The organism is Pseudoalteromonas luteoviolacea (assembly GCF_018100925.1).
GTDB lineage: Bacteria > Pseudomonadota > Gammaproteobacteria > Enterobacterales > Alteromonadaceae > Pseudoalteromonas > Pseudoalteromonas obscura.
Genome location: NZ_JAGJEH010000007.1, coordinates 383,864 through 409,370 on the forward strand (window position 1 = coordinate 383,864; position 25,507 = coordinate 409,370).

At 40.8% G+C, this 25,507-nt stretch carries 23 protein-coding genes; 14 read left to right on the top strand and 9 right to left on the bottom strand.

Annotated elements, in window-relative coordinates; translation table 11 throughout:
* Positions 1-8 precede the first annotated feature (8 nt).
* From J8M00_RS17210 to J8M00_RS17235, 6 genes are all read left to right on the top strand, one after another.
* A complete protein-coding gene (locus J8M00_RS17210) occupies positions 9-1,235 on the top strand; it encodes an RtcB family protein (RefSeq protein ID WP_211011761.1) in 1,227 nt (408 codons plus the stop codon).
* 2 nt (positions 1,236-1,237) lie between these two features.
* The gene (gene rtcA / locus J8M00_RS17215) at positions 1,238-2,281 is read left to right on the top strand and encodes an RNA 3'-terminal phosphate cyclase (RefSeq protein ID WP_211011762.1); all 1,044 of its coding nucleotides are present in this window, start codon (positions 1,238-1,240) and stop codon (positions 2,279-2,281) included.
* A gap of 2 nt (positions 2,282-2,283) precedes the next feature.
* Positions 2,284-3,081, top strand: coding sequence for a nucleotidyltransferase domain-containing protein (locus J8M00_RS17220; protein ID WP_211011763.1), 798 nt, complete (start codon positions 2,284-2,286; stop codon positions 3,079-3,081).
* Positions 3,082-3,338: 257 nt separating this feature from the next.
* A complete protein-coding gene (locus J8M00_RS17225; RefSeq protein WP_211011764.1) occupies positions 3,339-3,656 on the top strand; it encodes a hypothetical protein in 318 nt (105 codons plus the stop codon).
* Between the two features lie 269 nt (positions 3,657-3,925).
* On the top strand, positions 3,926-4,273 hold the full coding sequence (locus tag J8M00_RS17230; RefSeq protein WP_211011765.1) for a ribonuclease E inhibitor RraB: 348 nt from the start codon (positions 3,926-3,928) through the stop codon (positions 4,271-4,273).
* A gap of 328 nt (positions 4,274-4,601) precedes the next feature.
* Positions 4,602-5,021 carry a GNAT family N-acetyltransferase gene (locus tag J8M00_RS17235; protein WP_211011766.1) on the top strand — a complete coding sequence of 140 codons (420 nt, stop codon included), beginning with the start codon at positions 4,602-4,604 and terminating at the stop codon, positions 5,019-5,021.
* 110 nt (positions 5,022-5,131) lie between these two features.
* On the opposite strand, the gene J8M00_RS17240 is transcribed toward J8M00_RS17235, so the two are convergent.
* On the bottom strand, positions 5,132-6,190 hold the full coding sequence (locus J8M00_RS17240; protein ID WP_211011767.1) for an NAD(P)/FAD-dependent oxidoreductase: 1,059 nt from the start codon (positions 6,188-6,190) through the stop codon (positions 5,132-5,134).
* 109 nt (positions 6,191-6,299) lie between these two features.
* Between J8M00_RS17240 and J8M00_RS17245 the strand changes: the two genes are divergently transcribed.
* Entirely contained in the window at positions 6,300-7,172 is an 873-nt protein-coding gene (locus J8M00_RS17245) for a LysR family transcriptional regulator (RefSeq protein ID WP_211011768.1), read from the top strand.
* A gap of 51 nt (positions 7,173-7,223) precedes the next feature.
* Here the strand turns inward: J8M00_RS17245 and J8M00_RS17250 are convergent, their stop codons facing one another.
* Positions 7,224-7,583, bottom strand: coding sequence for a MerR family transcriptional regulator (locus J8M00_RS17250; protein WP_211011769.1), 360 nt, complete (start codon positions 7,581-7,583; stop codon positions 7,224-7,226).
* 77 nt (positions 7,584-7,660) lie between these two features.
* Here J8M00_RS17250 and J8M00_RS17255 point away from each other — a divergent pair, with 77 nt between their 5' ends.
* Positions 7,661-8,476, top strand: a complete 816-nt coding sequence (locus J8M00_RS17255; RefSeq protein ID WP_211011770.1) for an aminotransferase class IV family protein — start codon at positions 7,661-7,663, stop codon at positions 8,474-8,476.
* Between the two features lie 62 nt (positions 8,477-8,538).
* Here J8M00_RS17255 and J8M00_RS17260 read toward each other — a convergent pair whose 3' ends face one another.
* Positions 8,539-8,940, bottom strand: a complete 402-nt coding sequence (locus J8M00_RS17260) for a hypothetical protein (RefSeq protein WP_211011771.1) — start codon at positions 8,938-8,940, stop codon at positions 8,539-8,541.
* Between the two features lie 533 nt (positions 8,941-9,473).
* On the opposite strand from J8M00_RS17260, the gene J8M00_RS17265 reads away from it, so the two are divergent.
* The gene (locus J8M00_RS17265; protein WP_211011772.1) at positions 9,474-12,269 is read left to right on the top strand and encodes a methyl-accepting chemotaxis protein; all 2,796 of its coding nucleotides are present in this window, start codon (positions 9,474-9,476) and stop codon (positions 12,267-12,269) included.
* A gap of 290 nt (positions 12,270-12,559) precedes the next feature.
* Here the strand turns inward: J8M00_RS17265 and J8M00_RS17270 are convergent, their stop codons facing one another.
* Positions 12,560-13,444 carry a LysR family transcriptional regulator gene (locus J8M00_RS17270; protein ID WP_211011773.1) on the bottom strand — a complete coding sequence of 295 codons (885 nt, stop codon included), beginning with the start codon at positions 13,442-13,444 and terminating at the stop codon, positions 12,560-12,562.
* Positions 13,445-13,543: 99 nt separating this feature from the next.
* Here J8M00_RS17270 and J8M00_RS17275 point away from each other — a divergent pair, with 99 nt between their 5' ends.
* The gene (locus J8M00_RS17275; RefSeq protein WP_211011774.1) at positions 13,544-13,924 is read left to right on the top strand and encodes a DoxX family protein; all 381 of its coding nucleotides are present in this window, start codon (positions 13,544-13,546) and stop codon (positions 13,922-13,924) included.
* A 174-nt stretch (positions 13,925-14,098) separates the two neighbouring features.
* Here the strand turns inward: J8M00_RS17275 and J8M00_RS17280 are convergent, their stop codons facing one another.
* The 3 genes from J8M00_RS17280 to J8M00_RS17290 all read right to left on the bottom strand — a co-directional run bounded on the left by J8M00_RS17280 (position 14,099) and on the right by J8M00_RS17290 (position 16,975).
* Positions 14,099-15,403, bottom strand: coding sequence for a S41 family peptidase (locus J8M00_RS17280; RefSeq protein ID WP_211011775.1), 1,305 nt, complete (start codon positions 15,401-15,403; stop codon positions 14,099-14,101).
* Position 15,404: 1 nt separating this feature from the next.
* Positions 15,405-16,007: a hypothetical protein gene (locus J8M00_RS17285; protein ID WP_211011776.1), complete on the bottom strand. Its 603-nt coding sequence runs from the start codon at positions 16,005-16,007 to the stop codon at positions 15,405-15,407.
* 80 nt (positions 16,008-16,087) lie between these two features.
* Positions 16,088-16,975 carry a LysR substrate-binding domain-containing protein gene (locus J8M00_RS17290; RefSeq protein WP_211011777.1) on the bottom strand — a complete coding sequence of 296 codons (888 nt, stop codon included), beginning with the start codon at positions 16,973-16,975 and terminating at the stop codon, positions 16,088-16,090.
* Between the two features lie 388 nt (positions 16,976-17,363).
* On the opposite strand from J8M00_RS17290, the gene J8M00_RS17295 reads away from it, so the two are divergent.
* Both J8M00_RS17295 and J8M00_RS17300 read left to right on the top strand, forming a co-directional pair.
* Entirely contained in the window at positions 17,364-17,969 is a 606-nt protein-coding gene (locus J8M00_RS17295; RefSeq protein ID WP_211011778.1) for an HAD family hydrolase, read from the top strand.
* Positions 17,970-18,090: 121 nt separating this feature from the next.
* Positions 18,091-18,816, top strand: coding sequence for a YebC/PmpR family DNA-binding transcriptional regulator (locus J8M00_RS17300; protein ID WP_023400123.1), 726 nt, complete (start codon positions 18,091-18,093; stop codon positions 18,814-18,816).
* A gap of 60 nt (positions 18,817-18,876) precedes the next feature.
* Here the strand turns inward: J8M00_RS17300 and J8M00_RS17305 are convergent, their stop codons facing one another.
* Entirely contained in the window at positions 18,877-19,584 is a 708-nt protein-coding gene (locus J8M00_RS17305; RefSeq protein ID WP_211011779.1) for a TorF family putative porin, read from the bottom strand.
* A gap of 769 nt (positions 19,585-20,353) precedes the next feature.
* Here J8M00_RS17305 and J8M00_RS17310 point away from each other — a divergent pair.
* Complete coding sequence (locus tag J8M00_RS17310; RefSeq protein WP_211011780.1) at positions 20,354-20,803, top strand: Hsp20 family protein; 450 nt, start codon at positions 20,354-20,356, stop codon at positions 20,801-20,803.
* Positions 20,804-20,900: 97 nt separating this feature from the next.
* Here the strand turns inward: J8M00_RS17310 and J8M00_RS17315 are convergent, their stop codons facing one another.
* Positions 20,901-21,284 carry a hypothetical protein gene (locus J8M00_RS17315; RefSeq protein WP_211011781.1) on the bottom strand — a complete coding sequence of 128 codons (384 nt, stop codon included), beginning with the start codon at positions 21,282-21,284 and terminating at the stop codon, positions 20,901-20,903.
* Positions 21,285-21,803: 519 nt separating this feature from the next.
* Between J8M00_RS17315 and J8M00_RS17320 the strand changes: the two genes are divergently transcribed.
* A complete protein-coding gene (locus J8M00_RS17320; protein ID WP_211011782.1) occupies positions 21,804-25,388 on the top strand; it encodes a S1 RNA-binding domain-containing protein in 3,585 nt (1,194 codons plus the stop codon).
* Positions 25,389-25,507 lie beyond the last annotated feature (119 nt).

A 25,507-nucleotide genomic window follows, 5' to 3' on the forward strand; every position in this document is an offset into this window, starting at 1 on the left:
GAAAACCAATGTGTAAAGAACAATACGAAGTAATAAAGAACGACAATAATTACCCGATTAAAGCGTGGACAAAAGGCGTGCCATTTGAACCAGCAGCACAACAACAACTAGAAAATATTGCAGCTATGGACATTGTGCATAGCCACATTGCCGTCATGCCTGACGTTCACTTAGGAAAAGGAGCAACCATAGGCAGTGTTATCCCCTCAATTGATGCAGTGATCCCCGCAGCGGTAGGTGTTGATATCGGTTGCGGTATGGTCGCAACGAGAACAACCTTAAAAGCCAGCGACCTACCTGACAATCTCAAGTCGATACGCAGCGCTTTTGAAGCCGCAGTGCCTCATGGTCGCACAGCCAATCGCGGTAAGCGAGACAAAGGTGCATGGGGAAATATCCCCAAACTGGTGGCGAAAGAATGGCAAACGTTGGAAACTCGATTCGACAGAATTTGTCATAAACATCCAGCAATTGCTAAAAGCAACCATGTTAACCACTTGGGTACAATGGGCACAGGTAATCACTTTTTAGAACTCTGTATAGATGAGCATCAATCTGTTTGGATCATGCTGCATTCCGGCAGCCGTGGCGTAGGCAATCGTATTGGTACTTACTTTATTGAACTCGCAAAAAAAGAAATGCAACGTCATCAACAACATTTGCCAGATTTGGATCTTGCTTACTTAAAAGAGGGCAGTGCCTATTTTGATGATTACGTTGAAGCCGTAGAATGGGCACAAGATTTCGCAGCCAAAAACCGCGAGATAATGATGTTTAACGCTCTAAAAGCATTGCGCGAAGAACTACCAATTCCATTTGAGACCATAGATGTTGCAGTTAACTGCCACCACAATTACATTTCCCGCGAGGAACACTTTGGAAAACAATGTTATGTCACTCGTAAAGGGGCTTTACGCGCAGAAAGAGGCGAAATGGGGATAATCCCTGGCAATATGGGGGCACGCTCATACATAGTTAGGGGGCTTGGCAATCCAGATAGCTTCAATAGTTGCAGCCATGGAGCAGGTCGCGTTATGTCACGTACCAAGGCTAAAAAGACCTACAACATCGCAGATCAGGTAGCGGCAACAAAAGGCGTGGAGTGCCGCAAAGACCAAGCGGTCATCGACGAGATCCCGCACGCTTATAAAGATATAGACAAGGTAATGGCTGCACAACAAGATTTAGTAGAAGTCGTGCACACATTAAAACAAGTAGTATGTGTAAAAGGTTAATAATGACTCATAAAAAAACAATAATCATAGACGGTTCAAAAGGCGAGGGCGGTGGGCAAGTTTTAAGAACTTCACTGAGCTTATCTATGTTAAACAATCAGCCCATCGAAATTCGTAACATTCGTGCAGGCCGTAAAAAGCCTGGACTGATGCGACAGCATTTGACCTGTGTACTTGCGGCACAACAGATCAGTAATGCGGCTGTTGAAGGCGCAGAGCTAAATTCACAATATATTAAATTTACCCCAAATGCAGTCGAACCAGGCGAGTATGAATTCAAAATTGGCACAGCGGGCAGTACCGTGCTGGTATGTCAAACCATATTGCTTCCCTTGGTATTAGCAGGAAGGGCATCAAGCTTAAAACTGCATGGCGGCACGCACAATGGCATGTCTCCTTCTTTGACCTTTTTTGAGCATTCATTTTTGCCAGCACTTCAAACTATGGGCATCTCTTGCCAAGTAAAAACCACCAAGTTGGGGTTTTTCCCTGCTGGTGGCGGCTGTTGGCAAATAGATATCGACCCTACAGATACATTATCACCCTGTCTGTTTGAGCAACCCGGATTAGAGTTAGAACAACAACAAAGTCACTGTAAAGCGATGTCAATTGTTGCCGGGGTAAAAAACTCTGTCGCAAAAAGAGAGATCGAAGAAGCGAAAAAGCGACTTGGTTGGAATGCGCCCCATACAGAGATATTAAATTGCGCAGCACACGGGCAAGGCAATAGCTTTCACTTAAGTGTTGGCCATCAAAATCAAGTAGCCATGTTCGAACAAATGGGTGAACTTGGTCTAAGCGCAGAAAAAGTAGCCGAGAGAACCGTCGACGCTCTAAAAGCTTATTTGAACTCGGGCGCCGCAATTGAAGAGCACTTGGCGGATCAATTACTTCTGCCCATGGTACTGGCTGGAAAAGGCAGCTTTACCACCACGCAGCTAAGTAGCCACACCACTACCAATATTGATGTGATCAGCCAAATAACGGGGACCTGTATCAAAACACAACAACTTAACGACAAGCTTTGGAAAGTTTTTTTGGATTAGCTATGAACGTACCAGAATATAGCATCGCACCAGAGATACACCATGACATAATGACACGCATCAAAAGCACTGAACAAGAGCATAACGTAAAGGTCCTTTACGCCATTGAGTCTGGTAGCCGCGCTTGGGGGTTTGCATCTCCTAATAGTGACTATGATGTCCGCTTTATCTATGCCCATCCCAAAGATTGGTATTTGTCAGTGATGCTAGAAGACCAAAGAGACGTGATTGAATACCCCATTGTCGACGATATTGATATTAATGGCTGGGATTTAAGAAAAGCACTAAAACTACTGCGCGTCTCAAACCCAGCGATTGGTGAATGGCTTCAATCACCCATTGTTTATATCAACCATAACCACTTTCAAACACAGGTGATGGCACTTTTTAAACAGTACTATAAAACAGAACGAGGGTTGTATCATTATTTCAATATGGCTAAAAACAACTATCGAGGTTATTTGAAAAATGAATATGTTCCGCGTAAAAAATATCTCTATGTTTTGCGTGCACTATGTGCAGCAAGGTGGATAGAGCGCTTTAAAAGCCCACCCCCCATCGAGTTTACAGCCTTGGTGACAGCTGTTGTAGATGACAGTGCCTTGTTTGACGAGATCCAGAAACTGGTGGTAGAAAAACAGCACACTACAGAAAAAGCACTAGGGCCGCAAATTCCGATACTTAATCAGTTTATTGAAGCCGAGCTCAATCATTTCAATTATCAATTCGATAAGTCAGATGTAGACCAAAACACAGCGGCACTGGATAAGGTCTTTTTGCACATGTTAGATTTTATATAATTGATTAAACCGCACGTTGAGTATGTAATTTTCTACTCAACACTCTGCACTGCATATCCACTTTTAACCACAATGCACCAACAAAATGACACGTTACCACTTTGATGTAGCTCTTTGAAGTATAATAATATTCATCAAATTTAGTTCTGCACACATTAAATCTATCTACACGATACATTTGCATTTAAAATAGGGACTCACGTAAGAGCTCCCTCTTCCATTTACTAAAATAAACAAAATATACGAGTAACAAAAAAATGAAAAAAATAGCACTATTTGCCTTTTTGGCACTGTCGTTTAATGCAAGTGCAGCTTGGTCAGGGCTAAAAGAGATCCACACAATCAAAGCACAAAGCAATGGTGTTTATGTTCAACTGAAAAGCTTCACAAACACAGATAACAGTGTTCAGTGCACATATAACAATGGCTTTTTTTTGGAGTTCAAATCAGCTGAAGAGTATCAAACACGCGTTTCAATGTTATTGGCTGCGTATATGGCTGGTAAACCGGTAAATATTAGCTACAACAGCTGCGCACTTGGCTATCTGAGTGTAGGCAGTGTTTCTTTGAACTAACATTAAGAAAGCAAACGAGCTTGCAAGGATGCCGCTCGCTATCTCACACATAAGAAAACGCCAAGTAATACTAAGTTGTCAGCTAAACTTTTTTACCCTCGTCAAAAATACCTGCCAACAAATTAGTGTGCGCGTCCCACCAGCTGAAACTCCAATCTGATAGTCAATAGGCTTTAAATTAATTTAATAAAAGCAGTAAATTTACCAGCTCGTAATACGACTCATAGTAATGAACTCTATTAATTGAAAGAAAAGTTACGATGAGCGGAATGAATAACTGGCCAGCAGATGCAGACGGCGATGTACTGCGCATATTAGAAGAAAGAGATTTTGACTTCGATAAAACACACAACATTGAGTTTTATATTGAATTTAATAACTGGCCTCTCACTGACAAGCAACAGCGAGAAATCACCGAAAACTTACCAAGTGCAAGCTTTTTAGACTCTGACCAAGAATCAATTGCTGATGGAGACGCGCCCGGATATGTATTGTACACGGCTAACAATATCGTCACTCACGAATTTGTCGGCCAGGAGCAAGCGAGGCTAAGTCGTCTTGTCGAACACTTAAATGGAGTTTGTAATTCATGGGCTGTTTGTAGCCCTTGTAGCTAATTAAAGTAACTCCTTTTTGCACTGACCAATCGCCGCAATTGAACAGATAGGGTGGGTTGGTGCAATTTAATCCCAATAACTGCTTATTCTCGCCCATGTCAGTAAACAACTAACTGTCATTCTATGAGTGCTTTTCAACTATTAAATTACCGACGTCCCGATCTAAACATAGTGTACTACATTCTCCTGACGACACTTTATCTATAAAACTTGACCCAAAAAATAGCAGGCTGTAGAAAAAGTATCTAACTTAACATGAGCGTGAATTCCTCTGTATCTAACTCCACAGTATTTGACTCTGCTCAAACATCGCCACTTAAGGAGTAAAATGACTACCTCAAACATTGTTTTAAAACAGCAAGCACCAATAGTCGAAGAATTCGCAGCGATCAGAGCATTGATTGGCTGGTCTAATCCGCAGCTGAGCACCCTAGCAAACAGTATGCGTGCAACATTATTTTGGGTTTCTGCGTATCGTGACAAGAAGCTAATAGGCACGGGCCGCGTTATCGGTGATGGCTCCATGTACTTCTACATTCAAGACATCATTGTTCACCCCGAACATCAAAATATTGGGCTAGGTTCTCAAATTATGGGGAAAATCGGTACTTATCTGGATAAAAACTGCCAGTCTGGTGCAACGATTGGTTTGCTAGCAGCCCAAGGGAAGGAAGCATTTTACGAAAAGTTTGGCTTTACCGCTCGTGATGGCACAAAACTCGGCTTAGGCATGTGTAAGTTTATATGACGTGGACCCGTCAATTTCAGGGGACAATCACAAGTTAAGTGACGTAGCTGTACAACTTAAAAAAGGAACATTGGGGCTGAACAACAGCCTCCAAAATGAAAAAGCGTTAGCTATTTCATAAACTCTTTGTAAGTTTTACCAATAAACAAATCCTTTTGCTTTAAATTGACTAGATGCTTACATGTTGAAGTAAATATTGGCAACTGGACTACCCCCGTTTCTTGTCCAGTCGGTACTAGAGCCATAAAAGCATTGCGTTTATATGCTTTGCTCGGTTGCCTTTGACGCTTGTTCACAATGGCCTTTGCCAAATATTTGCCTTGCTCTACGGCAAGATAACCAAGCTTTGCTTCTCCGACTTCGGCAATATCACCGAGTGCATAAAAATTGTCTTGTCCAACCACTTCTAAGCGTTCATTGACAACAACAAGCCCTTTATCGTTTAGCAGATGCTTAAAGTGCGGCTGTAAAAATGCATTGTTTGGTTTAGTGCCTGTGGCCATGTATACGACATCCGGCGTTATTTCATGCCCACTGCGTTCATCTTTATAGCTATTCCCACTTTGTTGATAGTTACTTTTCAATTTAATGTGCACACCTAAATTGGCCAATTGCTGGTGGGCTTTACGTTGTGCTTTTTCACTAAAGCCATCGAGAACAGCATGACCTTTGTGCACCAATGTCACATTGACGCCTTCGATCGCATATGCAATTTCACCAGCAAGCTCGACTCCGACAACACCGCCACCTATGATTAAAACCTCTGATGCACTTTTGAGCTTGTCATAGTGGCGTTTTAGCTCACCTTCTCTATCACGTAAAGTAGACGCATCAATGGATTTTGCCAGAGGCAGTGTTGGGTATTTGGATCCTGTTGCAATTACAACTTGTTCAAAACTAATAATTTCGCCGTTTTCAAGTAAAGCAGTGTTATCGCGCAGCACTTGTACTGCGCTTTGCACAAAACTCCCCGCTAAAATATCCCGATAATACCTGCGTGCTAACCCTTTCGCTTTATCTGGGTCAGCCACCTCTCTTAACACTGCATAGGTCACCTCAAAGTAATCTTTTCTATCGACTAATGTTGTTTTGATCCCATTTTTTTGTAACTTTTGCGCTACCGTGACGCCACCAAAGCCTCCACCTATGATCAATACTTGGGTTTTCATATTTACTTTCTCCACTCACTAGACGAGCGATAGCATATACCGTTGCAAATTTGTTTTTAATGCGTAATTAAAATACCCTTATGTGCATATTTGCAACGCAATACTGACTATGGATAAATGGACCGAATTTAAAACAGCGTATCGATTAGCAAAATTGAGAACGCTCAGTGCCACGGCAGAAGACTTAGGCATACATCGCTCGACGGTGATGCGCCACATTGACGCCTTAGAAGCACACATTGGCGTAAAGTTATTCCAACGTAATGACAAAGGCTATATTCCCACTGAGGCGGGGTTGGAGGTAATGCGTTTAGGGGAAATCACCGATGTACAGTTTAAGCAATTTATCGATAAAACAACCAACCCAAGTGCACTGATGGAAGGCGTTCTTAAGATCACCTGTGTCAGTGAACTGTCTGTTTTACTTTTTCCTGTGATCCGGCAATTCCAGACACGATATCCGAATGTGCGCTTTGAAATCCTCGGTGATATTCGCAAATATGATCTAGAGTACGGGGAAGCGGACCTAGCGATCCGAATGGGAGAAAAGCCACAAACACTCGACAATATTGTCATTCCATTTCAGCGGATTGACGTAATTCTATGTGCACACCAAACGTATATCGAAAAACATGGTCTACCAACACCAGGTAATGTATCCCAGCATCAGTTTCTAGCAAACTCAGAACGCATTGCGCACTTGCCATGGAATGAGTGGATCCATACCCACATTCCACACAGTAACATAGTCACCACCAGCAACTCTTATCAAGTACTGGACCATGCACTCCATGCTGGGTGCGGGATCTCCATCGCCACCAAACAAGCTGTGCAAAGTAACAATCTACTCCATGAACTCGCAATCGGCGACCACTGGCAAGTCAACAGCTGGATATTAGTTCACCGTGACATTATTCATATACCTAAGGTAAGAAAGTTCATAGATATGTTGAAATGCGCTTCCCCCTTCGGTGAGACTTAAGTTATACTGATGGGTTGAAGAGACTTTCAAAAACAATTAACTGCGCCTATGTTATTCGTCACCTTCATCTATTTCTTGTAAGAAACCTGCGAGCACATGCCTGTTGTGTGCTAGCTGAGCGACTTTTTCATCCACCTCTCGCAATTGGGCGTTTAGAAGCACTCTCAACTCATCACAAGGCTCAAAAATAGGCCGCTCCCCACGCACACAAGGTAGAAATACTTGGATGGTGCTCAAGGTCATGCCTGCAGAATTTAGTAACTTAACTCTCTCTAATGTTTGCACTTCTCGTTGATCATAATCACGGTATCCGGAAGCGGACCGCCGTGGCTTTAAAAGCCCTTGCTCCTCATAATAGCGTAGCATTCGTATACTCACGCCGGTTAGTTTGGATAACTCACCAATTTTCATACATGGCTCTTGACTCTAACAGCACTGTGAGGGTTTATATTATTGGCTTCCAAAAGCAAATTCAACGGAAGTAAAGTATGAAAAATCAAGATGTTGTACAACAAGTCTTTATCAACGGCCGACGTCAGCCCAATTCAGAAACTAACCCATTAGTATTTGCAGGCTTTGCACACTTCAGTGCCATGCAAGTACGAAATGGCAAGGTTAAAGGGGTGGATTTACACTTAGAACGATTGCGCCTAGCTTCACTGACCCTTTTTGGTAAATCAGTGAGTGACGCTCAACTTCTATCTTACATTCGTGAAGCAATTGCAAATTCCTCCGATGATTGCTCGCTGAGCGTGACCCTTTACTCTGCTCATGGTGAATTTACTACTCGTAGTATGAATACTCATCCCAATGTACTGGTGAACACCAGTGCACCATCAAATGGGCCTCAAGGCCCTTTAAGGCTAACTACTATTCCACACGAAAGACATTTACCAGAAATAAAACATGTAGGGGAAATTGGTAAAACTTACTACCTGCATCAAGCTAAATCGCTCGGATTTGATGATGCATTATTTATCGATAAGCAAGGTCGCATAAGCGAAGGGACAATTTGGAATGTCGCTTTTTGGGATGGCAATCACGTTATTTGGCCAAGCGCCGCAATGCTAAAAGGCACCATGATGAGTATGTTACAACGTCAATTGACCAAGTTAAATGTGCCACAACGCACCACGCAATTAACACTCGATGAGCTCAGTTCATTCACAGGGGCGGTTGTTATGAATTCATGGACACCCGCAGTGAGTGTAAAGGGCATTGACAGTGAATCGTTTGAGCAATCGGATACACTCAAGAACCTGCTACACCGAGCCTACGAAACTGAAATGGCAAAAGCAGTTTAAATATTTATGGGATAATTGCGGTACTAGTGTGTACCGTTTTGCAGCACTTAACATCTGAGCCGTTAGTCTGTCACTTTTTGCCACACTTCTCGATACGCTCGCTCATTCGACAATATCATTTGATTTTGGGTCAACTTGTCGACGTTCACTGTCCACCTATGCACCTTATCTGGTGCATAGGTGGGCGCCTCTATCACCGTCAACTGAGTTACGTGTATGCGCCAACTGCCTGTTGTTTTGTGAAAATGCGCGTCGCCAAACCCGTTTGCAAAACCGCTTTGCTCAACATCGCACTCAATCTTTCCAGACTCTTTAAATAAACATGTTTTTCTATCATGGTGACTCGTACCACGATCAGAATAATGCCAAATGCCCACCAACCGCTCGGCAAGGCTCAACTGCGTATAGTTTGTGTGGGTACACCCAGACAAAACAACGACCATAATTAAACAAAGAGATTTCATTTCAACCCCTTGGCTTTGCCAGCCTATTACCCTCTTATCTCTGTTACCTAAGTTAATTTAGCCTGAGTAGCTAGATAATACCGATGAACCTTTAAACTTATTGGTTAGTTCTTTTTCTATGCCACTCGTTTGTTGGTTCAGCTTCGATTTATTTTTGTACTCGAAATAGTGCTATACGAAAACTCTTTTACAAAGAGTAACAAGCTTGCACAGCCATTTGCACCTTAGGTCATGATTGCAACAGTAGCTATAGATATACTTTTCCCTGTTGAGTAAGCGCATATACACACCTTCAACTTTAGTAGATATGTCTAATGCAGTTATTTAACATGTTGATTTCCCTGTCTTAATAAGACTTTTGGCGCGCCCATGGCGCGCTTTTTTTTACGCTATGCATGACTCTTACCCTTGCCACCTCCTTCTTTTTAAAAAACGCGTCTGTTTATCTTATATCGAACATGTACTCAAGTGGCACTTATACATTTTTCTACTATATTTCTGACTAATAGTAACGATTATCAACTAGGTGGACTATGTTATTTTCATCAAGGACAGAGCGTCAAAAATTACAATCTTTAGAAGCCAAACTTAACGTCTTTTTTGAAAAACAATCTGTATTAGAGCTCAATGACGAGGGGAAAATTACGCAAGTCAGTGAGCATTTTTTGACAGAACTTGGCTGTAAGCAAGCCGATTTAATCGGTCAACATTACAGTCGAATTATAAAGACAAAGCTTGATTTAGATAACCATATTGCTCAGCCAGACCAAGAGCTGCAAGTCCAATATCAACACAATTCCGTATTTTGGTTTCGCGTCTCTGTACACAGCACATTTGATCAGCAAACTCACAATAAACTCACGCTATTGCTGCTGCACAATGTGACTGACTATAAGCGCACCAACATTGAACATTTAGGCCAAATTGAGGCCATTAGTAAATCACAAGCTGTCATCGAGTTTAATATGGACGGTACAATCGTTCATGCCAATGACAACTTCCTACAAGCAATGGGATACACACTGTCAGAAATAGTCGGGCAGCACCACAGTATGTTTGCAGAACCTGAGTACGCCAAAAGTGAGGAGTATCAGTTATTTTGGCAAGCGTTGAATCAAGGTCAATTTAGTACAGGAGAATATAAAAGGCTCGCCAAAGGCGGGAGGGAAGTTTGGATCCACGCATCCTATAACCCCATTTTTGATGCTAATGGTCGCCCATACAAAGTAGTAAAGTACGCTTCAGATATAACACAAACTAAATTGCAAGCGTCGGATTATCAAGGTCAGCTTGAAGCCATCAGAAAGTCCCAAGCTGTTATCGAGTTCAATATGGATGGCACTATCATCTATGCCAATGAAAACTTTTTATCGGCCATGGGGTATACGCTAGATGAAATAAAAGGCCGGCATCACAGTATGTTTGCAGATCCAGAGTATGCTGCAAGTGCCGAATATGCGAATTTTTGGGCTGAATTAAATGCCGGGCGATACTCCGCAGGGGAGTACTTACGCAAAGCTAAGCACGGAAAAGAAATTTGGATTCAGGCATCTTACAACCCGATATTAGATTTAAATGGCCGCCCATTTAAGGTGGTTAAATACGCGTCTGATATCACGGAGCAAAAGCTTCAAGCCGCCAACTATGAAGGACAATTGCAAGCCATTGGCAAATCACAGGCAGTGATTGAATTTAACATGGACGGCACCATAATCAATGCCAATGAAAACTTCTTAAAAACGACTGGCTACACACTGGACGAAATTCAAGGCCAACACCATAGCATGTTTGCTGATCCAGACTACGCCAACAGTCAGGCATATAAACAGTTTTGGCAACAACTCAATCAGGGAAAATTTGACTCAGGTGAGTACCAAAGAGTTGGTAAAAATGGCAAAAAAATCTGGATACAGGCGACTTACAACCCCATATTTGACTCTAATGGCAAGCCCTTCAAAGTTGTTAAATTTGCGACGGATATTACTGCGCAAAAGTTACAAAGTGCCGATTTTGCAGGGCAGTTGGCTGCAATTCACAAGTCACAAGCGGTGATTGAGTTCAATTTAGACGGCACTATCCTTGATGCTAACGAGAATTTTCTTGCAACAACTGGGTACTCCCTAGCAGAGATAAAAGGTAAGCATCACAAAATATTTGCCGAGGCCGAATATGCACGCAGCCAGGAGTATCAAGATTTTTGGCAGCGCCTGCGCCTTGGACAATTTGATAGTGGCGAGTACAAACGTATTGATAAAAATGGTCAGGCTATCTGGATCCAAGCATCCTATAACCCCATTTTTGATGCCGAAGGCAATCCCTTTAAGGTGGTAAAATACGCTACGGATATCACAGCTAGAAAGCGCGCGATTTCGAGTATCAAACACGCCATCATGGCGCTAGCTGAGGGTGAGTTAATGCATACCATAGAGGAAGATTTAGGCACTGAGTTTAATATTTTAAAAAACGCTATGAACGCCCTCATGAATAATTTAAATAGCATGGTGCAAGAAATCACTGAAGCTTCAAATAGCGTATACCAAGGCGCACAGAGTATTGCCAATAGTAACGAAGAATTGAACAAACGTACTGAAAACCAAGGCGCAAGCATCGAAGAAACAGCTTCTACCATGGAAGAGCTAACCGTGACCGTGCAGCAAAACGCCAAAAGCGCCAAAGATGTGTCTGATCACGCCGATGAAGTTATGGTCAAAGCCCAGCAGGGCGGCAGTACTGTTTCAGATGCAGTTGCAGCGATGAATGAGATAGAAGCGTGCAGTAAAAGCATCTCAGATATCATTGGAGTTATTGATGAGATTGCTTTTCAAACTAACCTATTAGCACTCAATGCCTCAGTAGAAGCGGCCAGAGCAGGAGAGGCTGGTAGAGGGTTTGCGGTGGTCGCCAGTGAAGTCCGTAATCTTGCGCAGCGCAGTGCATCCGCAGCCAAAGAAATTAAAGGCCTTATACAAGATAGCTCTCAAGCGGTATCTAAAGGTAGCCAGCTGGTATCGGCATCAGGGGATACTTTTGAGCAGCTGATCCAAGTGGTCAAAGAAGTCAATGTGATGATCACTGAAATAACCGAGGCCAGTCAAGAGCAATCAGAGGGCGTCGCTGCAGTGTCATCTACGATTGCGCAAATGGATAACGAGACGCAGAAAAATATGCATTTAGTCGAACAATCCACGCATTCAAGCCAAGTTATGAGGCAACAAGCTCAAAACTTGTTGCAACAAGTCGCTAGCTTTAAAACACAAGCGACAACTCAGCAAGAGTTGCTCCCAGCGCCAGAGGCTGTAGGAATGCTGCGGCTTGGTGTAGGGAATTGAAACACGTATGAAAATCACAACAGCTTGTTAGGTAATAATGTTTTTATATCAATACTTAACAAGCGGTGGTTTTAAATAGAGCACTCGCGCCCATTTCAGTTAAAATCCACACTGGAGCATTGGGCTGCCACCTATGAAAATCACAGGAACAGCGATAGTTAATTAATATCTGAAAAACCATTTTGGATAAGTTAAAACCACTTAACTTCTATGGCAATAGATTATTTCTTAAGATTAATCCCGACAAAAAGAGGTTGCTCACACTATTACACCTGTGGAACTGATAAAAGCTAATTCGCTAATTCAGATTCAAAATAGCTGGCGATAAAGTCGACAAACGCTCTAATTCTATAAGGTAAATAGTCTGAATTTTTATACACTGCGTACATTGGTAGAGAACTTTTTTGATGGTCTGCGAACAATTCTGTCAACTGATTCATTTTAAAGGACTCTTGAACCATCCATTTCGGCATAGCGGCTATACCACATCCCAATATCGCCATTTTCACTAACATTTCTGGACTATCGCTAGTAACCAACTCTCGTACCACGAATTTCTTTTTATTTATTTGCCAAACATTTGAGGTGGTACTTAAAGAGTAAGTTAGGCAAGTGTGCTTTGATAACTCTTCGGGAACAACAGGAGTACCATTATTTTTTAGATAGTCAGGTGATGCAAAATAACAAACGTCGTGATCCAGCAGCTTTTTGGCTTTCAACCCTGAATCCTTGAGGTAAGAGGCTCGAATAGCGATATCAATATCGTCACGATATAAGTCTACATGCTTGTCGTCGACTGAAATATCTATTTTCACTTCAGGGTTTGCTATCAAGAATTTTCGTATAGGAACCGCTAGTCGCTGAGTAGCAAATGCTGACGGGGCTGATATCTTAAGTGTACCTACAGCAAGGCTTAGCTGTTTGTTAATCAATTGCTCAGTCAGGGTCATTTTCTCAATAAGTTCGTGGCAAAAGCCAAGGTACTGTTTACCAGCACTTGTTAAACTAATCTTACGTGAGTTCCTATGAAATAGAGTAAAACCTAAATCCCCTTCCAACCAAGCTATCTTTTTACTCACGGCTCCTTGTGTCGTATTGAGTTCGATTGCTGTAGCCGTAAAACTCTCTAACCGAGCGACGTGCCGAAACACTTTTATACACGCTAACTTGTCCATCACCATTCCAAATTGGAATATCAGATATCGTAAAACTATCATTTATCTGGCTATTAAGGAATGCTTAAATGCCATTGAAAAATTTATTGGGAGTTTTACATGACGTATATTACTGCTGTTCTTGGCGTTTTTTTCACCTTTGCAAGTTCAATTAAAATATTAGGCTGGCAGAAGTACATATTTGAAACACAGCTGGCTTTCTTTCGAAAGTATGGGTTAACTCGTATACATATGTTTTTGGTTGGTATTATCGAACTGACGGCTGCACTATCATTGTTAGGTTCGTTGGCATACGAACATGCAATATTAAATTGCATTGGCGCTCTATGTATTACTTTAGCGTCAGTTGGCGCGATTTTTTTCCACTTAAAATTCGATACACTGAAAGATGCTATTCCAGCAATGGTAACTTTGTTGCTATCTTCTGCATTAGTTATATCCAACCAAACTCTGCTGTCACAATTTCTCAGTAGCAATTGAAACGATGGCGTTTACTCATGACCAACTATGGGATAATAGATAGGAGGCAGGCTTCTATACATTGAAAAAGAGCGCACAATTGCGCTCTATATAAAGGAGTTTGCTTGCTAACAAATCAGATTAATTAAACAAGCAGCTTTTCTCATCCAGATTTCACTTTGATGCCTTGTTCCGTTACTCGGATTGGAATTTATCACTGGCACTTGCAAATTTATTCAGGTAGGTTATCGCCGCTTTCAAGGCAAGATCTGCATTTTCCGCGTTCTTAACATGGTCTATTTGAATGTCAGGCAAAAACAGCTCTCTTGCACTGCCATCGACATGAAATAGCTTTTCAACCGGGATCACCACATCAAGCTTTGAATTGGGTAATGTATGTCCGGAAATAGCACCTAGTAACTGAGCCATCTGAGTCCCTATCACTGTGGCACGGTTCATACCATGAAGCCCAATCGTTAACCCTTCCCCCATACTACCAGTCCAGCGATTACTCAAAACCACCAAAGGCTTGCCATAAGTAAAGTCACCTCTTGGATAGACAAACTCTTGCCAACGCCTTTTAACGCCATATTGGCGTTCTACAGCAATCAATTCATGCTCTTGATAGGGAAGTCGCTGCGCGATAAACCTGCTCATTATGCCTCTAGCAACATCGCTATTCCCACCACTGGGGGTATTGCGCAAGTCCAATATCAAACCGGCTGATTGTTTGTACTGTGATATTGCCTCATCAAAAGCGCCGATCAATGCATTGTTGTCCAAACTGTTTTCAGGTCTGATATACGCAAACTCGCCTATTAGCTTACTGGTTAATAGTGGCTTTTCCTTCAAAATGCCCGCAACAACCTGCCCAGTGTCTATTGTCAACGTTTGCAAACGTCCTTGCCAGTTCACATCAACAGAGATCTGCTGCTCCCTTGTTCCCGTTAACAATCGATTGAGAACCCAGGTTTGAGCCGCTTTTTGACCTGATACATTGGCTTGTCTGACAGCTTCAAGAACCGGCTTGTTGTCTATTTTCTCTATAATCATACCCGGCCTAAATCCCACTTTATGCGCATAACCAGTATGCGGTAGTGAAGTGATAATTGCTTTGCCGTTACGTAGCTCAGCCCACATTGTCAATGCGGTGGGCATCGGTAGGTAATAGTCACGAGGCCTAGGTCTTATTTCACTATGTTGATCATAGAAAAACTCAAAACAATGGTTAAGCTTCCTCGACAAATCATTGCGTGTTTTTATCTTATTAGTATCTTTTTGCAAACAGGCATTGAACAGCTCTTTATCAACTTGCTTCTTATCGAAATAAGCATAGCGCTCATTTAGCAATGAAATAAATGAGGTTATGTCTTCGTCGATCGCTACTGGCGACAAGTCCTGCTTAGTCGCCTGTGAAAATGCCCCGCAGCTGGACATCAATGAGATAAAAAATACACTGGCTTTAGCGCAAGCTCCCTTGTTAGAAAACAGAATGTTCAATTTAGTTTTTTCCTTCTTCTAGCTGTCTCTCTTTCTCGCTTAAACGCCGCTCCAATTCCATCATCGATATTTTTCCTTCTTGAAAGAGTCTTTCCTGATCTAAAACATAAAGAGCAAACGTCAAATTGGAGATAAACAATCTTGGCCTATAGATTTTTGCTCGTTTCATGACAATCAGTGATTCACTCAACTCCGTCAAAGATTCTTGCGAGAGATTTTTAATGAATAGCTGTTGCGACATCAATGCATCTAGGTAATCGGGGTAGGGCAATGGGTTATTTTTGAAGAAACGAGCCTTTGATTCTTTTGTTTCCTCACCCGCTTCATTACTCTTATAGTAATCCATTACCGCATGACTATAATCAAGACTTTCAGATGCAACAGCCTTAGCCGCATAAAGCAGTTTAATTAGGTCACGACGTTCCCTTTCATCTTCATCGTAATTGCTTATGGCAATCGCCAACAAAACACCAACAAGCGTTGCCACCAGCGTAAGTACAAAATTACTTGCAAGCTCGTTATTCTTTGTAAACTGTTTAAATTTAGGAATGAAAAAAACCGAGCAACACGCAATCAAAATAACCGTTGTGATCAAATACGCCATTTTTTACATCTTTTATAGTTGTTATATTTCCATCTTACATTTGGTACTTTAGCAGCTACAAGTATCAATTTTAAGATAAATCATAAAGATTCCAATTCCTTATGAAGCCACTGACTAAACAGCTCAATACGCTTTAAGCGTGGAGACTGAGGGTCATACATCAGTCGATACTGCGTGCCCGGCATCAGCCCGAACTCATAGGGCTGTACCAGCATACCTTCATTTATATAGTGCGCTGCTTGTTTTGCTGAGCCCAAACACACTCCGTGACCTGCAAGTACAGCGCTCATTGCAACATCAATATTGTTCACTTGTAGTACTTGGCAGGCGCTAATGTCTGGATCAATACCAATATGCTCAAACCACTTAGGCCAATAAGAGATACCAGAATAATCAATTAGCCAACTTTGCTTTAAGCTGGCAGGGCGGCTTGGATCGAGCACGTCAGCAACAGCGGGAGAACATAGAGGAACAATAGGGTCGTTGATTAAAACCTCACAGTGATAATCAGGATATTCACTGTAGCCATAGCGAATCGCGATGTCTATCTCACCTTGGCGTAAATCTTCTACTTCCTTTGAAGTCACAATGCGTAGATCAATATCAGGATATGCAGATGAGAACTTCCACATTCTAGGCACCAATACTAATGACGCAAAAGATTGTGTTGTTGTGATGGTCAACTTACCTGGCAATGGCTCATATTGGATCTTTTTCAGGCCCTCTACAATTAATTCAAAGCCGTTCTGTATCGCTTCGGTTAAAACAGCGCCTTGATAAGTTAGCTGCATACAGCGACCTTGGCGGTAAAACAGTTTGCAACCAATCTGCGCTTCAATTTTACGAATTTGTTGGCTCACAGCAGCCTGTGTCACATTTAATTCCTCGGCTGCTTTGCTATAACTTTGTAGCCTTGCCGCCGCCTCTATCATGCGAAATCCAGATATATTTAGCAACTCTTTATACATAACCTTAACTTATATATATGTTTAGTATTTATCGTTCGTAATAGACAAATTTATAACACATAATTTTTATACCCCACTATAAAAAGCAACAAAAACAATGGAAAAAACAGCAAAAAGTTCAGAATTAAAAACTAACTTGATATCAATATGGTTAAGTAAAATAGGTAAATCACTCCAATTAGAGCACTTATGCAACCACAAATAAAATAACTTTAAATTATGTTAGTGGTAAAATCAGGTACAACCACAAATGATTCATGTGACTTTTTGGTCGGTCCACTATGATCAACTGGATAATTTTTTGCTGTGATCTTTGCAACCTCAATTGACGTACTCTATGTTTAAAGCAGGCAGAGTGTCTTGCTACGGAATACGAGGTAAGAAACGCATGATTAAAGGAATTATTTTTGACTTGGATGGCACATTAGTCACCTCCAACCTAGACTTCGCCATGATGAAAGCGCAGCTGGGTTGCCCTAGAGAAAATGACTTGTTGGAATTCGTCGATACACTGCCCTCACCCTACATGCGTGAAGAAGCAATGGCGCTTATTCATCAACACGAAATGCAAGATGCGCATCAAGCGGAGTTTATTCCCGGTGCGGCGCAGGTCGTTGAGCAGTTGCATCATAGAGGGTTTCCTATGGCCATCGTGACACGTAACTTTGCCAAAGCAGCACAAACAAAATTAGCGCGGTGCAACCTGCCTATAGATATCATTTTAACCCGCGACGATGCGCCAGCGAAACCAGACCCTACAGCATTGAATATGATTGCTCAAAAATGGGGCCTGCCAAGTACAGCCTGTATGTATGTTGGCGATTACCTGTACGATATTGAAGCAGCGCATAATGCGCAGATGATATCCTGCCTTTATATTCCCAATGCGACGCCGGAATATTCTTCAAAAGCAGACATCACGTTCAACAATTGGGAAACACTACTGATGCTGATAGAGCAAAAAAATCTCAAATTCCAGCATCAACTCGCCTAAGATTGTGATTTGCACCGATAATCAAGCCTTTCATATGGACTGAGACCCATTAGGGTATAGCCCAAAGCGTCGAGTCTTGTTAGAATCTTGTGCAATTGAATTTCAAATAACGAGAATTAAGATGGGTAGAGCATTTGAAGTCCGCAAAAACGCCATGGCAAAAACGGCAGCGGCAAAAACTAAGGTAAACTCTAAGTACGGTAAAGAGATCTATGTAGTTGCTAAAAACGGTGGCGCAGATCCTGAAACAAATCTATCCCTTCGTCGTTTGATCGAAAAAGCAAAGAAAGATCAAGTTCCAGCACACGTTATTGAAAAAGCAGTCGAAAAAGCTGCTGGTGGTGCTGGTGAAGACTACTCACCGGCACGTTATGAAGGTTATGGTCCAGGTAACTGTATGGTTATCGTTGACTGCTTAACTGATAACCCTAACCGTACAATCAAAGATGTGCGTCTTCCGTTCACTAAAACAGACTCAAAAATTGGTAGCCCAGGCTGTGTAGCCCACATGTTTGATCACTTCGCCATTTTAGGCTTTGCAGGTGACGACGACGAGGCTGTACTTGAAGCCTTAATGATGGCAGATGTTGACGTGACAGACGTTGAAGTTGAAGATGGGAAAGTATCAGTATTTGCACCAAACACTGAGTACTTCAAAGCAAAAACAGCTCTAACAGAAGCATTTGATGGCATCACTTTTGAAGTTGATGAAATCACTTGGATCCCACAAACTCACGTTGAAATCGAAAACGAAGATGACATTGCTAACTTCGAAAAGTTTATGGGTATGCTAGAAGATTGTGACGACGTGCAAAACGTTTATCACAACGCAATCGTTAAAAAATAAACGACCATAAAATATTTATATATAAGCCGGGTAACTTCCCGGCTTTTTTACGTCTATAAATTATAAGTCAAAGGTACGAGATACTGAAAACGCGATGCGCTCATCAGAAGTGTCTGAGTCTATTGATGTATCCTCAGCCGCAATCGACAAATCGAAGCCCGATAAGCTGGTTGAATAAGCGATTTCATAATGATGGTAGGAGCTATTTGTCTCGTCCCATTTTACGTCCCCGCCCACATAATTAGAAACAGTATAACTTACTGAAATATCGTGGTTTTCAGCAACCTCAAAAGTGTGTGATAACGTAGTAATGGTGTGTTTTTCATCTTGACCAGCGTAGTCCCAGCTGTACCAAAAGTTAAATTCAGTCGTGCCCAGCGCATTGTCAAATCCAAACTTAGTGTAAGCTTCTGGGTAATTTAAATCGCTGGAGTCGTCACCGCCATAATAGCTATAATATGCGATGCCGACATCTAGGCTCACAGCGTCAGTCAATGAGAAGGTACGCCCAAAGTAGACATCAACTTCCGTGTCTGTACCATCGCTAAAGTCGACGTTTGAAGCCCATGAACCTGCATACCAATTCGTCTTTGAATTGCTGTAGTCTAAGCTAGCCTGTAGCGCAAAATCGTTATCCGTTTGGCTGATACCATTGAATGTATAATCGGAAGCACCAGTGATGGTTGAAGACCAATCACCTGCAATAACTGAATTAGAGGCAAACAATACAGACAGCGTACACAATGTGAGTCGCAGATTTTTTTTCATAATTTTTATTTCGAAGTTAATCAAACCCCGAACCTTGTTAGTTTAAAAGTAAAAATGCGCTATCTAGATACTTCATATGCACCAAGTTTAGTGTAACTCACTGGTTAAACAAGCGAATACCCCAAGACAAGATCAGTAAATTAATATTTAAACAGCTAAAATTACCATTACCACAATAAGCAGAAACGACATTTGTGCTTTAATGACGTAATCAACGAGTAAAAAATAACTCGTAAAAAAGCATCATTTTAGTAGGTAACATGTTATTTTTGCTAATTTAATCTTAATATTAGCTCTATTTCAATAGTACCTAATTACCAAACATTACAAAGTTTGTTTAGCAAATATACTATTTTGATATTTACACTTATAAATACACTCCATTTTTAATCTCACACACCATAAATAAAAATTTAACGTCAAAAGTGTTCAGTGTATGAACTGCATTCATATCGCAATAGCACTTATACATATGTCCCACGCTCGCCGTAACTTTTTGCCAAGCCGAGTCGGCCACAAGTTTGGTTATAGGCAAAAGGAACATTGTTTATTTGCTTATGGGAGAAAGGATAAAACCTACCTGAAAGGCCTTAAAAACGGCGTTTTTAATTTTTTTTAAATTTTTCCTTGAAAACAAATTGCCCCGTCCATAGATAGTATTGTGAGGACGCCGACAGGGTCCCAACCAATACAAAATATTATTTATTACGTTTGTTTATCGGTTCAATTGAAAGGTGAACAAACCTTATCGCTCTAAGAGGATATTATTATGAGAAACGTAGATCTTACTCCACTATACCGTTCATTCATTGGCTTTGACCACTTAGCGTCACTGATGGACAGAGCTGCACATAATGGCAAGCAAACTAGCTACCCTCCATACAATATAGAGGCGCTAGACCAAGACAAATATCAAATTACAATGGCTGTTGCAGGCTTTAGCGAAGATGAGCTGCATATAGAATCAGAGAACAACACGCTAAGAATTAAAGGTCAAAAAGCCAATAAAGAAGACCAAACTCAACGCAAATTTATTCACCAAGGTATTGCTGAGCGCAATTTTGAACAAAGCTTTCAGCTCGGTGACCACGTTAGAGTGATTGGCGCAGAATTAGAAAATGGTTTGCTGGTAGTCAGCCTAGAGCGAAAAGTACCGGAAGCCTTAAAACCAAGAAAAATTGAAATAGGTAAAGGCAATCTGATCGAAAACGCCAGTTAAGCTTTACCCAAAAAAACCTATTTGATTATCCCTGATAAAGTCGCTTTATGCGGCTTTTTCTGTATATGTAAACCCCCTTTACAAACCAGTAGACTAGCTACTTCGTTCTTTCTATTTCACACAATTCGTTGCCACTGCATGTATCTTCAGGTTCAGTTTTAATTGCTCCATGCCTATTTGAGTGCTGAGTATCCTTACAATTTTGCTTGTACGCTATAGAATCTTGTGCATTGTCGTAAATATAAACAGCCGATGAAAACGCCGCAGTTGTCGCAGCAACCGCAACGGGAATAAAGAGATCTCCAGGAACAATGGGACTGCGATTAGCAGGATCGTCGCCAAAGATCTGTATGTCAATTTCTGTTTTTTCTCTGACAAAATCACAATGCTCATCAAAGTGCATTGTCTTTTTGGGCGCAACTATGCAGCCAGATAGTCCTATTAGGGCAATCAAACTTATCAAATGCCTACTGTTTTTCACACTTACCTCGATACCAATCAATGTACCCCTAATCTAGCACATTGATTTTTAGTAACTTGTAACAAAGTGTAGGCGAGTTTATGAGCAGGTAACGATCTTGATGGGGTAACTGGTATTTAGTGCAAAAATATGAAATGGCAGGCTAAAACTAAACTCGTAGGTAATGAGAGGCATACATCTACTTACTTTCCATCGGAAAAGCTCTCATAGCCGTCACTGAAAGTTGTTTTTACAATTCAAGTTTATGGCTAATGGCTGTGACTTCTATCACTGTTCTAAGTTGAAAAGCGCTCTGTCATTTGGCTTTAGGTATTGATTCCGGTTTACACAATGTTCATGTGGTTGTGATGTATCTCTATTTCTATTAGTGTATGACTTACGATAGTTTTTTGAAGCTTTATTAGTTGTTCTTTACGTAGGCTATCACCTACCTTATAAGATATCATTAATAAGCGGTTAGTTGTTTACAGTCAACTTATGTAAACGCCTAAAACGTTAATCAAGTAATGTAAACTCGGTATGCAGATTCCTACTTTTACAAATGAAAATATAGAACCAGCATTGCGTAGCAACAAACCCGGTGATAGCTTTCAGCAATTTATAGGTGAACTCTTCGGAAAAGAAAGTCCGGAATTTACATTTTCTTTTAGTACAAGTGGAAAAGATGGTTGTATTGACCATACTATTCTACCTAAAGGAAAACGCGTAGTCATCGAATGTAAAGATACACAGGGAGGTATTAAAGAAATTTCAAGGCACTGGAAAGAATTATCGGATAAGTTAAGCAAATACTTAACTGCGAATGAAAGTGCTAAAAAAGGCCAGTCCCAGTATGAACCTTGGTTTGATCTGGAAAATCCTATAACGGACTTCTATTTCTGCTCATCCTCTGAAGTAGTCAACGATTCCAATCTAAAAAGACTCGAATACGAAATAAGTAGTTTTTTCGGGAGATTGCCCTTAAGGCATCTTCACAAGGTTAAAGTAAAACTTCTTACGTGGAATAATTTGCGCCATCGTATTGAAGCCAACTCAGCCTTGGCATTTCGTTGGTTCCCAAGTTGCCGACCAAATGGGCTTCGTCCGTTTACAACGACTACCAAACAAAGTAACAGCAAAAGTTTTCGCAGCTACCTTGAAGAACATACGCTTCCTTATCTTAAGGCAGAGGATGAGCAGTATCAGCCAAAACATACTCTTAGCAAGTTAGAAGATAGCAATTCTTTCTATGGCTGTATCATCACTGGTGTAGGTGGAGTAGGGAAAACTCGCTACGTATTGGAAGTAGGGCGTTGTGCATTAGATAATGGGTGGGTTGTATTACAAGCAAACAACATAAGTCGCACAAACCCTATTCCTAAATTGCTCCAGAGGATTGATAAAAAAGAAAAAGTTCTAATTTTATTTGACTATATAGAATCGCAAACGTCATTTCGTGACATGATTTCAGATATAAACGAGGCAAATGATCATTATCAACGTTATATTCGTTATGCAGCAAATTGTCGTAGCAACTACTACAGCTCTATTCGTGACCTAGACTATCATCTAAAAATCAATTTAAGCTCTGGAAAGCAAGAAAAGCGATTACAGGATTTCAACAAAAAAATCGTTCGTCATATTCTTAGAATAAATAATATAGAAATCAACCCTGATTTTATTCGTATTTGTAATGAAACTCCTATATTAGCAACATTCCTCGCGTATCTAAAAAACAATGAGCGTTATTTGGACATTAGTGAATTGCGTAAAGATATGAGTTTTACAAGCTGGTTCATAAAACGGATTTCTTGCACGTTTACAAACCAAGAGGTCGAAACGCTTCCATTCTTTATGGCGCAATACCCATTAGATAAATCAAACATCAATAGTATGGTAGAGCAAGATTCACTCAGTCGGTATTTGCGATTACATAAGCAACTGCAAAATGATGGCTGGGCGATACAAACTGAAGATAACGAACACCAAATAGTACATGATTTGTTTGTAGATAAATACCTAAGTATCCAGCTAGATGAAGAAAAAGATCACACGCTATATATTCAACAAACACTTCGACTAGCAGAAACACTCAATACTATAACCTCAGCACTTCAGTCACTGCAACGAATTAGCAGTGAATTAAACAGCACAATTAATTGGCACGAGATAATCGGTAACCGCATGGTCAAAAATCCAGACCAGTGGTATGGCGTTAGAAGACAAATAGCAATAACCCCCCTAATTCCCGCAAATCAAAAAATAGTTTTATTTCTCTATTACGAAGAACATTGGGAGGATGTCTTGCAAGAGGTTGAAGTTCAAAATGGATTAGGGTATCTAGCAGAGCAAATAGTAAAAAATGAACTCGAGTTTAATGAGCTGAATCAAAGAAGAACTTTCGTTTCGATGCTGGAAAAGGCAACTACAAATATCAGCCACAGCAACTATATTTTGAATTGGTCACTTAGACTTGAACCAGAAATATTTAAAGAAAAGGCACAAGAATGGATCAATAAACACCCCACTCGCTTTCAAAGCCACTATCTAATGGTTGCTTGGCTCGCAGTAAACTTACCTGTTGGCGAGATCGTTTCTAGCTTGCAAAAATGGTGTGATGCACATGTTTCCTCCTCAACACAAAGTTTTGTCTTAGATGCTTGGATGATGGCTACGAACAACTTGCATGATGTTAAGAAATACGTTCACAATTGGCTTGAATATCAGAACCACTACCTACTCTCTGAGGCAATGTATATCTATAAGGCTTGGCTTAATGCTGGAGGCGAATTGTCTTTTGTTAAAAAACATTTGCGATGCTGGGTAAATTATGAAGATGAAATTTCTTCACCGCAGCGAATCAAGTTGTTTATTCCCTTAGTGAACGCATATCCAAATTTACTAACTAAATTAGAGCTCCGTGATTATTATCACCATGCCTATTTATGGTTTATACGTCACATTAAACACCCAGAATCAATTCAAATATGGCATTTTATAATTGAAAAGCAACACATTCTTGAAGGATATATCGATAAACAAAAGATGATTGAAGCTGGTCTGGATTACCTGAAAGATAAAAAAAACTTCGAAGATGTCAACTGGGTATATTATTGGGTTTCGGTTATCAATTTTATTCTACATTCACAGATAGGTGACTATCGTTCTAGGCTGGATTACCTCCATAGTACAGGGTTCGAATGGATAGCTGATCCAAGGCGGATGTTTATTGGGGATTGGCCGTCTTTATATATTTACTTGTCAAAAAATACAGATGCGCTTAAAAAAAGCTGGTTTCGTGAACTCGGGTTCAAATATATTATAGGTGTAGACTCAGCTGAATCGCATAAAATAGCAATCTTCTTGTTGCAAAGTTTCAATACGGACGCTCCGAACGATGAATTTGTCGAATGGCTGGACAGCTGGTTTTCTAATAAAAAGCAAGTAAAGACCGGATTTCGATTTTGGATACTAGCTCATAAAGTTTCGCAAGAGGCTCAAAGTAAATCCTCATCATTACAGTGGATTAAGATTCAGCGAGTTTTACGTAAACATAAACCCACACAGCTAGATACGTGGGATTATATTTCAAGCCGTTACCCAGAAAATAAAACCGTGAATGGGCGCATATTGAAGTACCACACAATAAAAGGCGGGCTTAATAGGCCAAAACGAAAAGGGTATATTGTTGACATTGGTGTAAATGCTTTTCTATCTGAAGAGGAAGCTAGTCTTAAACCTCTTTCAAGAACTGAGTCAAAAAGGCTGTTAGGGGAGACTTTGGAGTTCGAAATTATTCGGTTATGCGAGAATACTTTCCAGATAGATCTGTCTAGACGAACAATTATTGAGCGCAACAACAAAAAGCATATTTCAGCGTTGTCTGTGGGAGAACATCTTACTGGCACTGTCAAGGTTTTACTGCCTTATGGAGTAATTATTGAGCTTGGGTTTGTCGATGCGTTGCTACACATTAGCGAAATTCCTCATTTAGGAACTAAAAATGAGTTAGATAAAATATATAAAGCAGGGCAAGAAATCGAGGTGGAGGTGATAAACGTGCAAGCCGACCAGAACCGAGTTGGTGTTTCTACGAGATTTGTAAAACCTCAGTACAAAGGATGAAATAACAGCCAAAAAAGCACAGCTAGCTCATACTACGAGGTTTAGATAGACCGTTCACCGCGGACTATATACGAAAAAGTCGAAAATTTCCTAAATTATGTGTTTTCATTTGATATTGA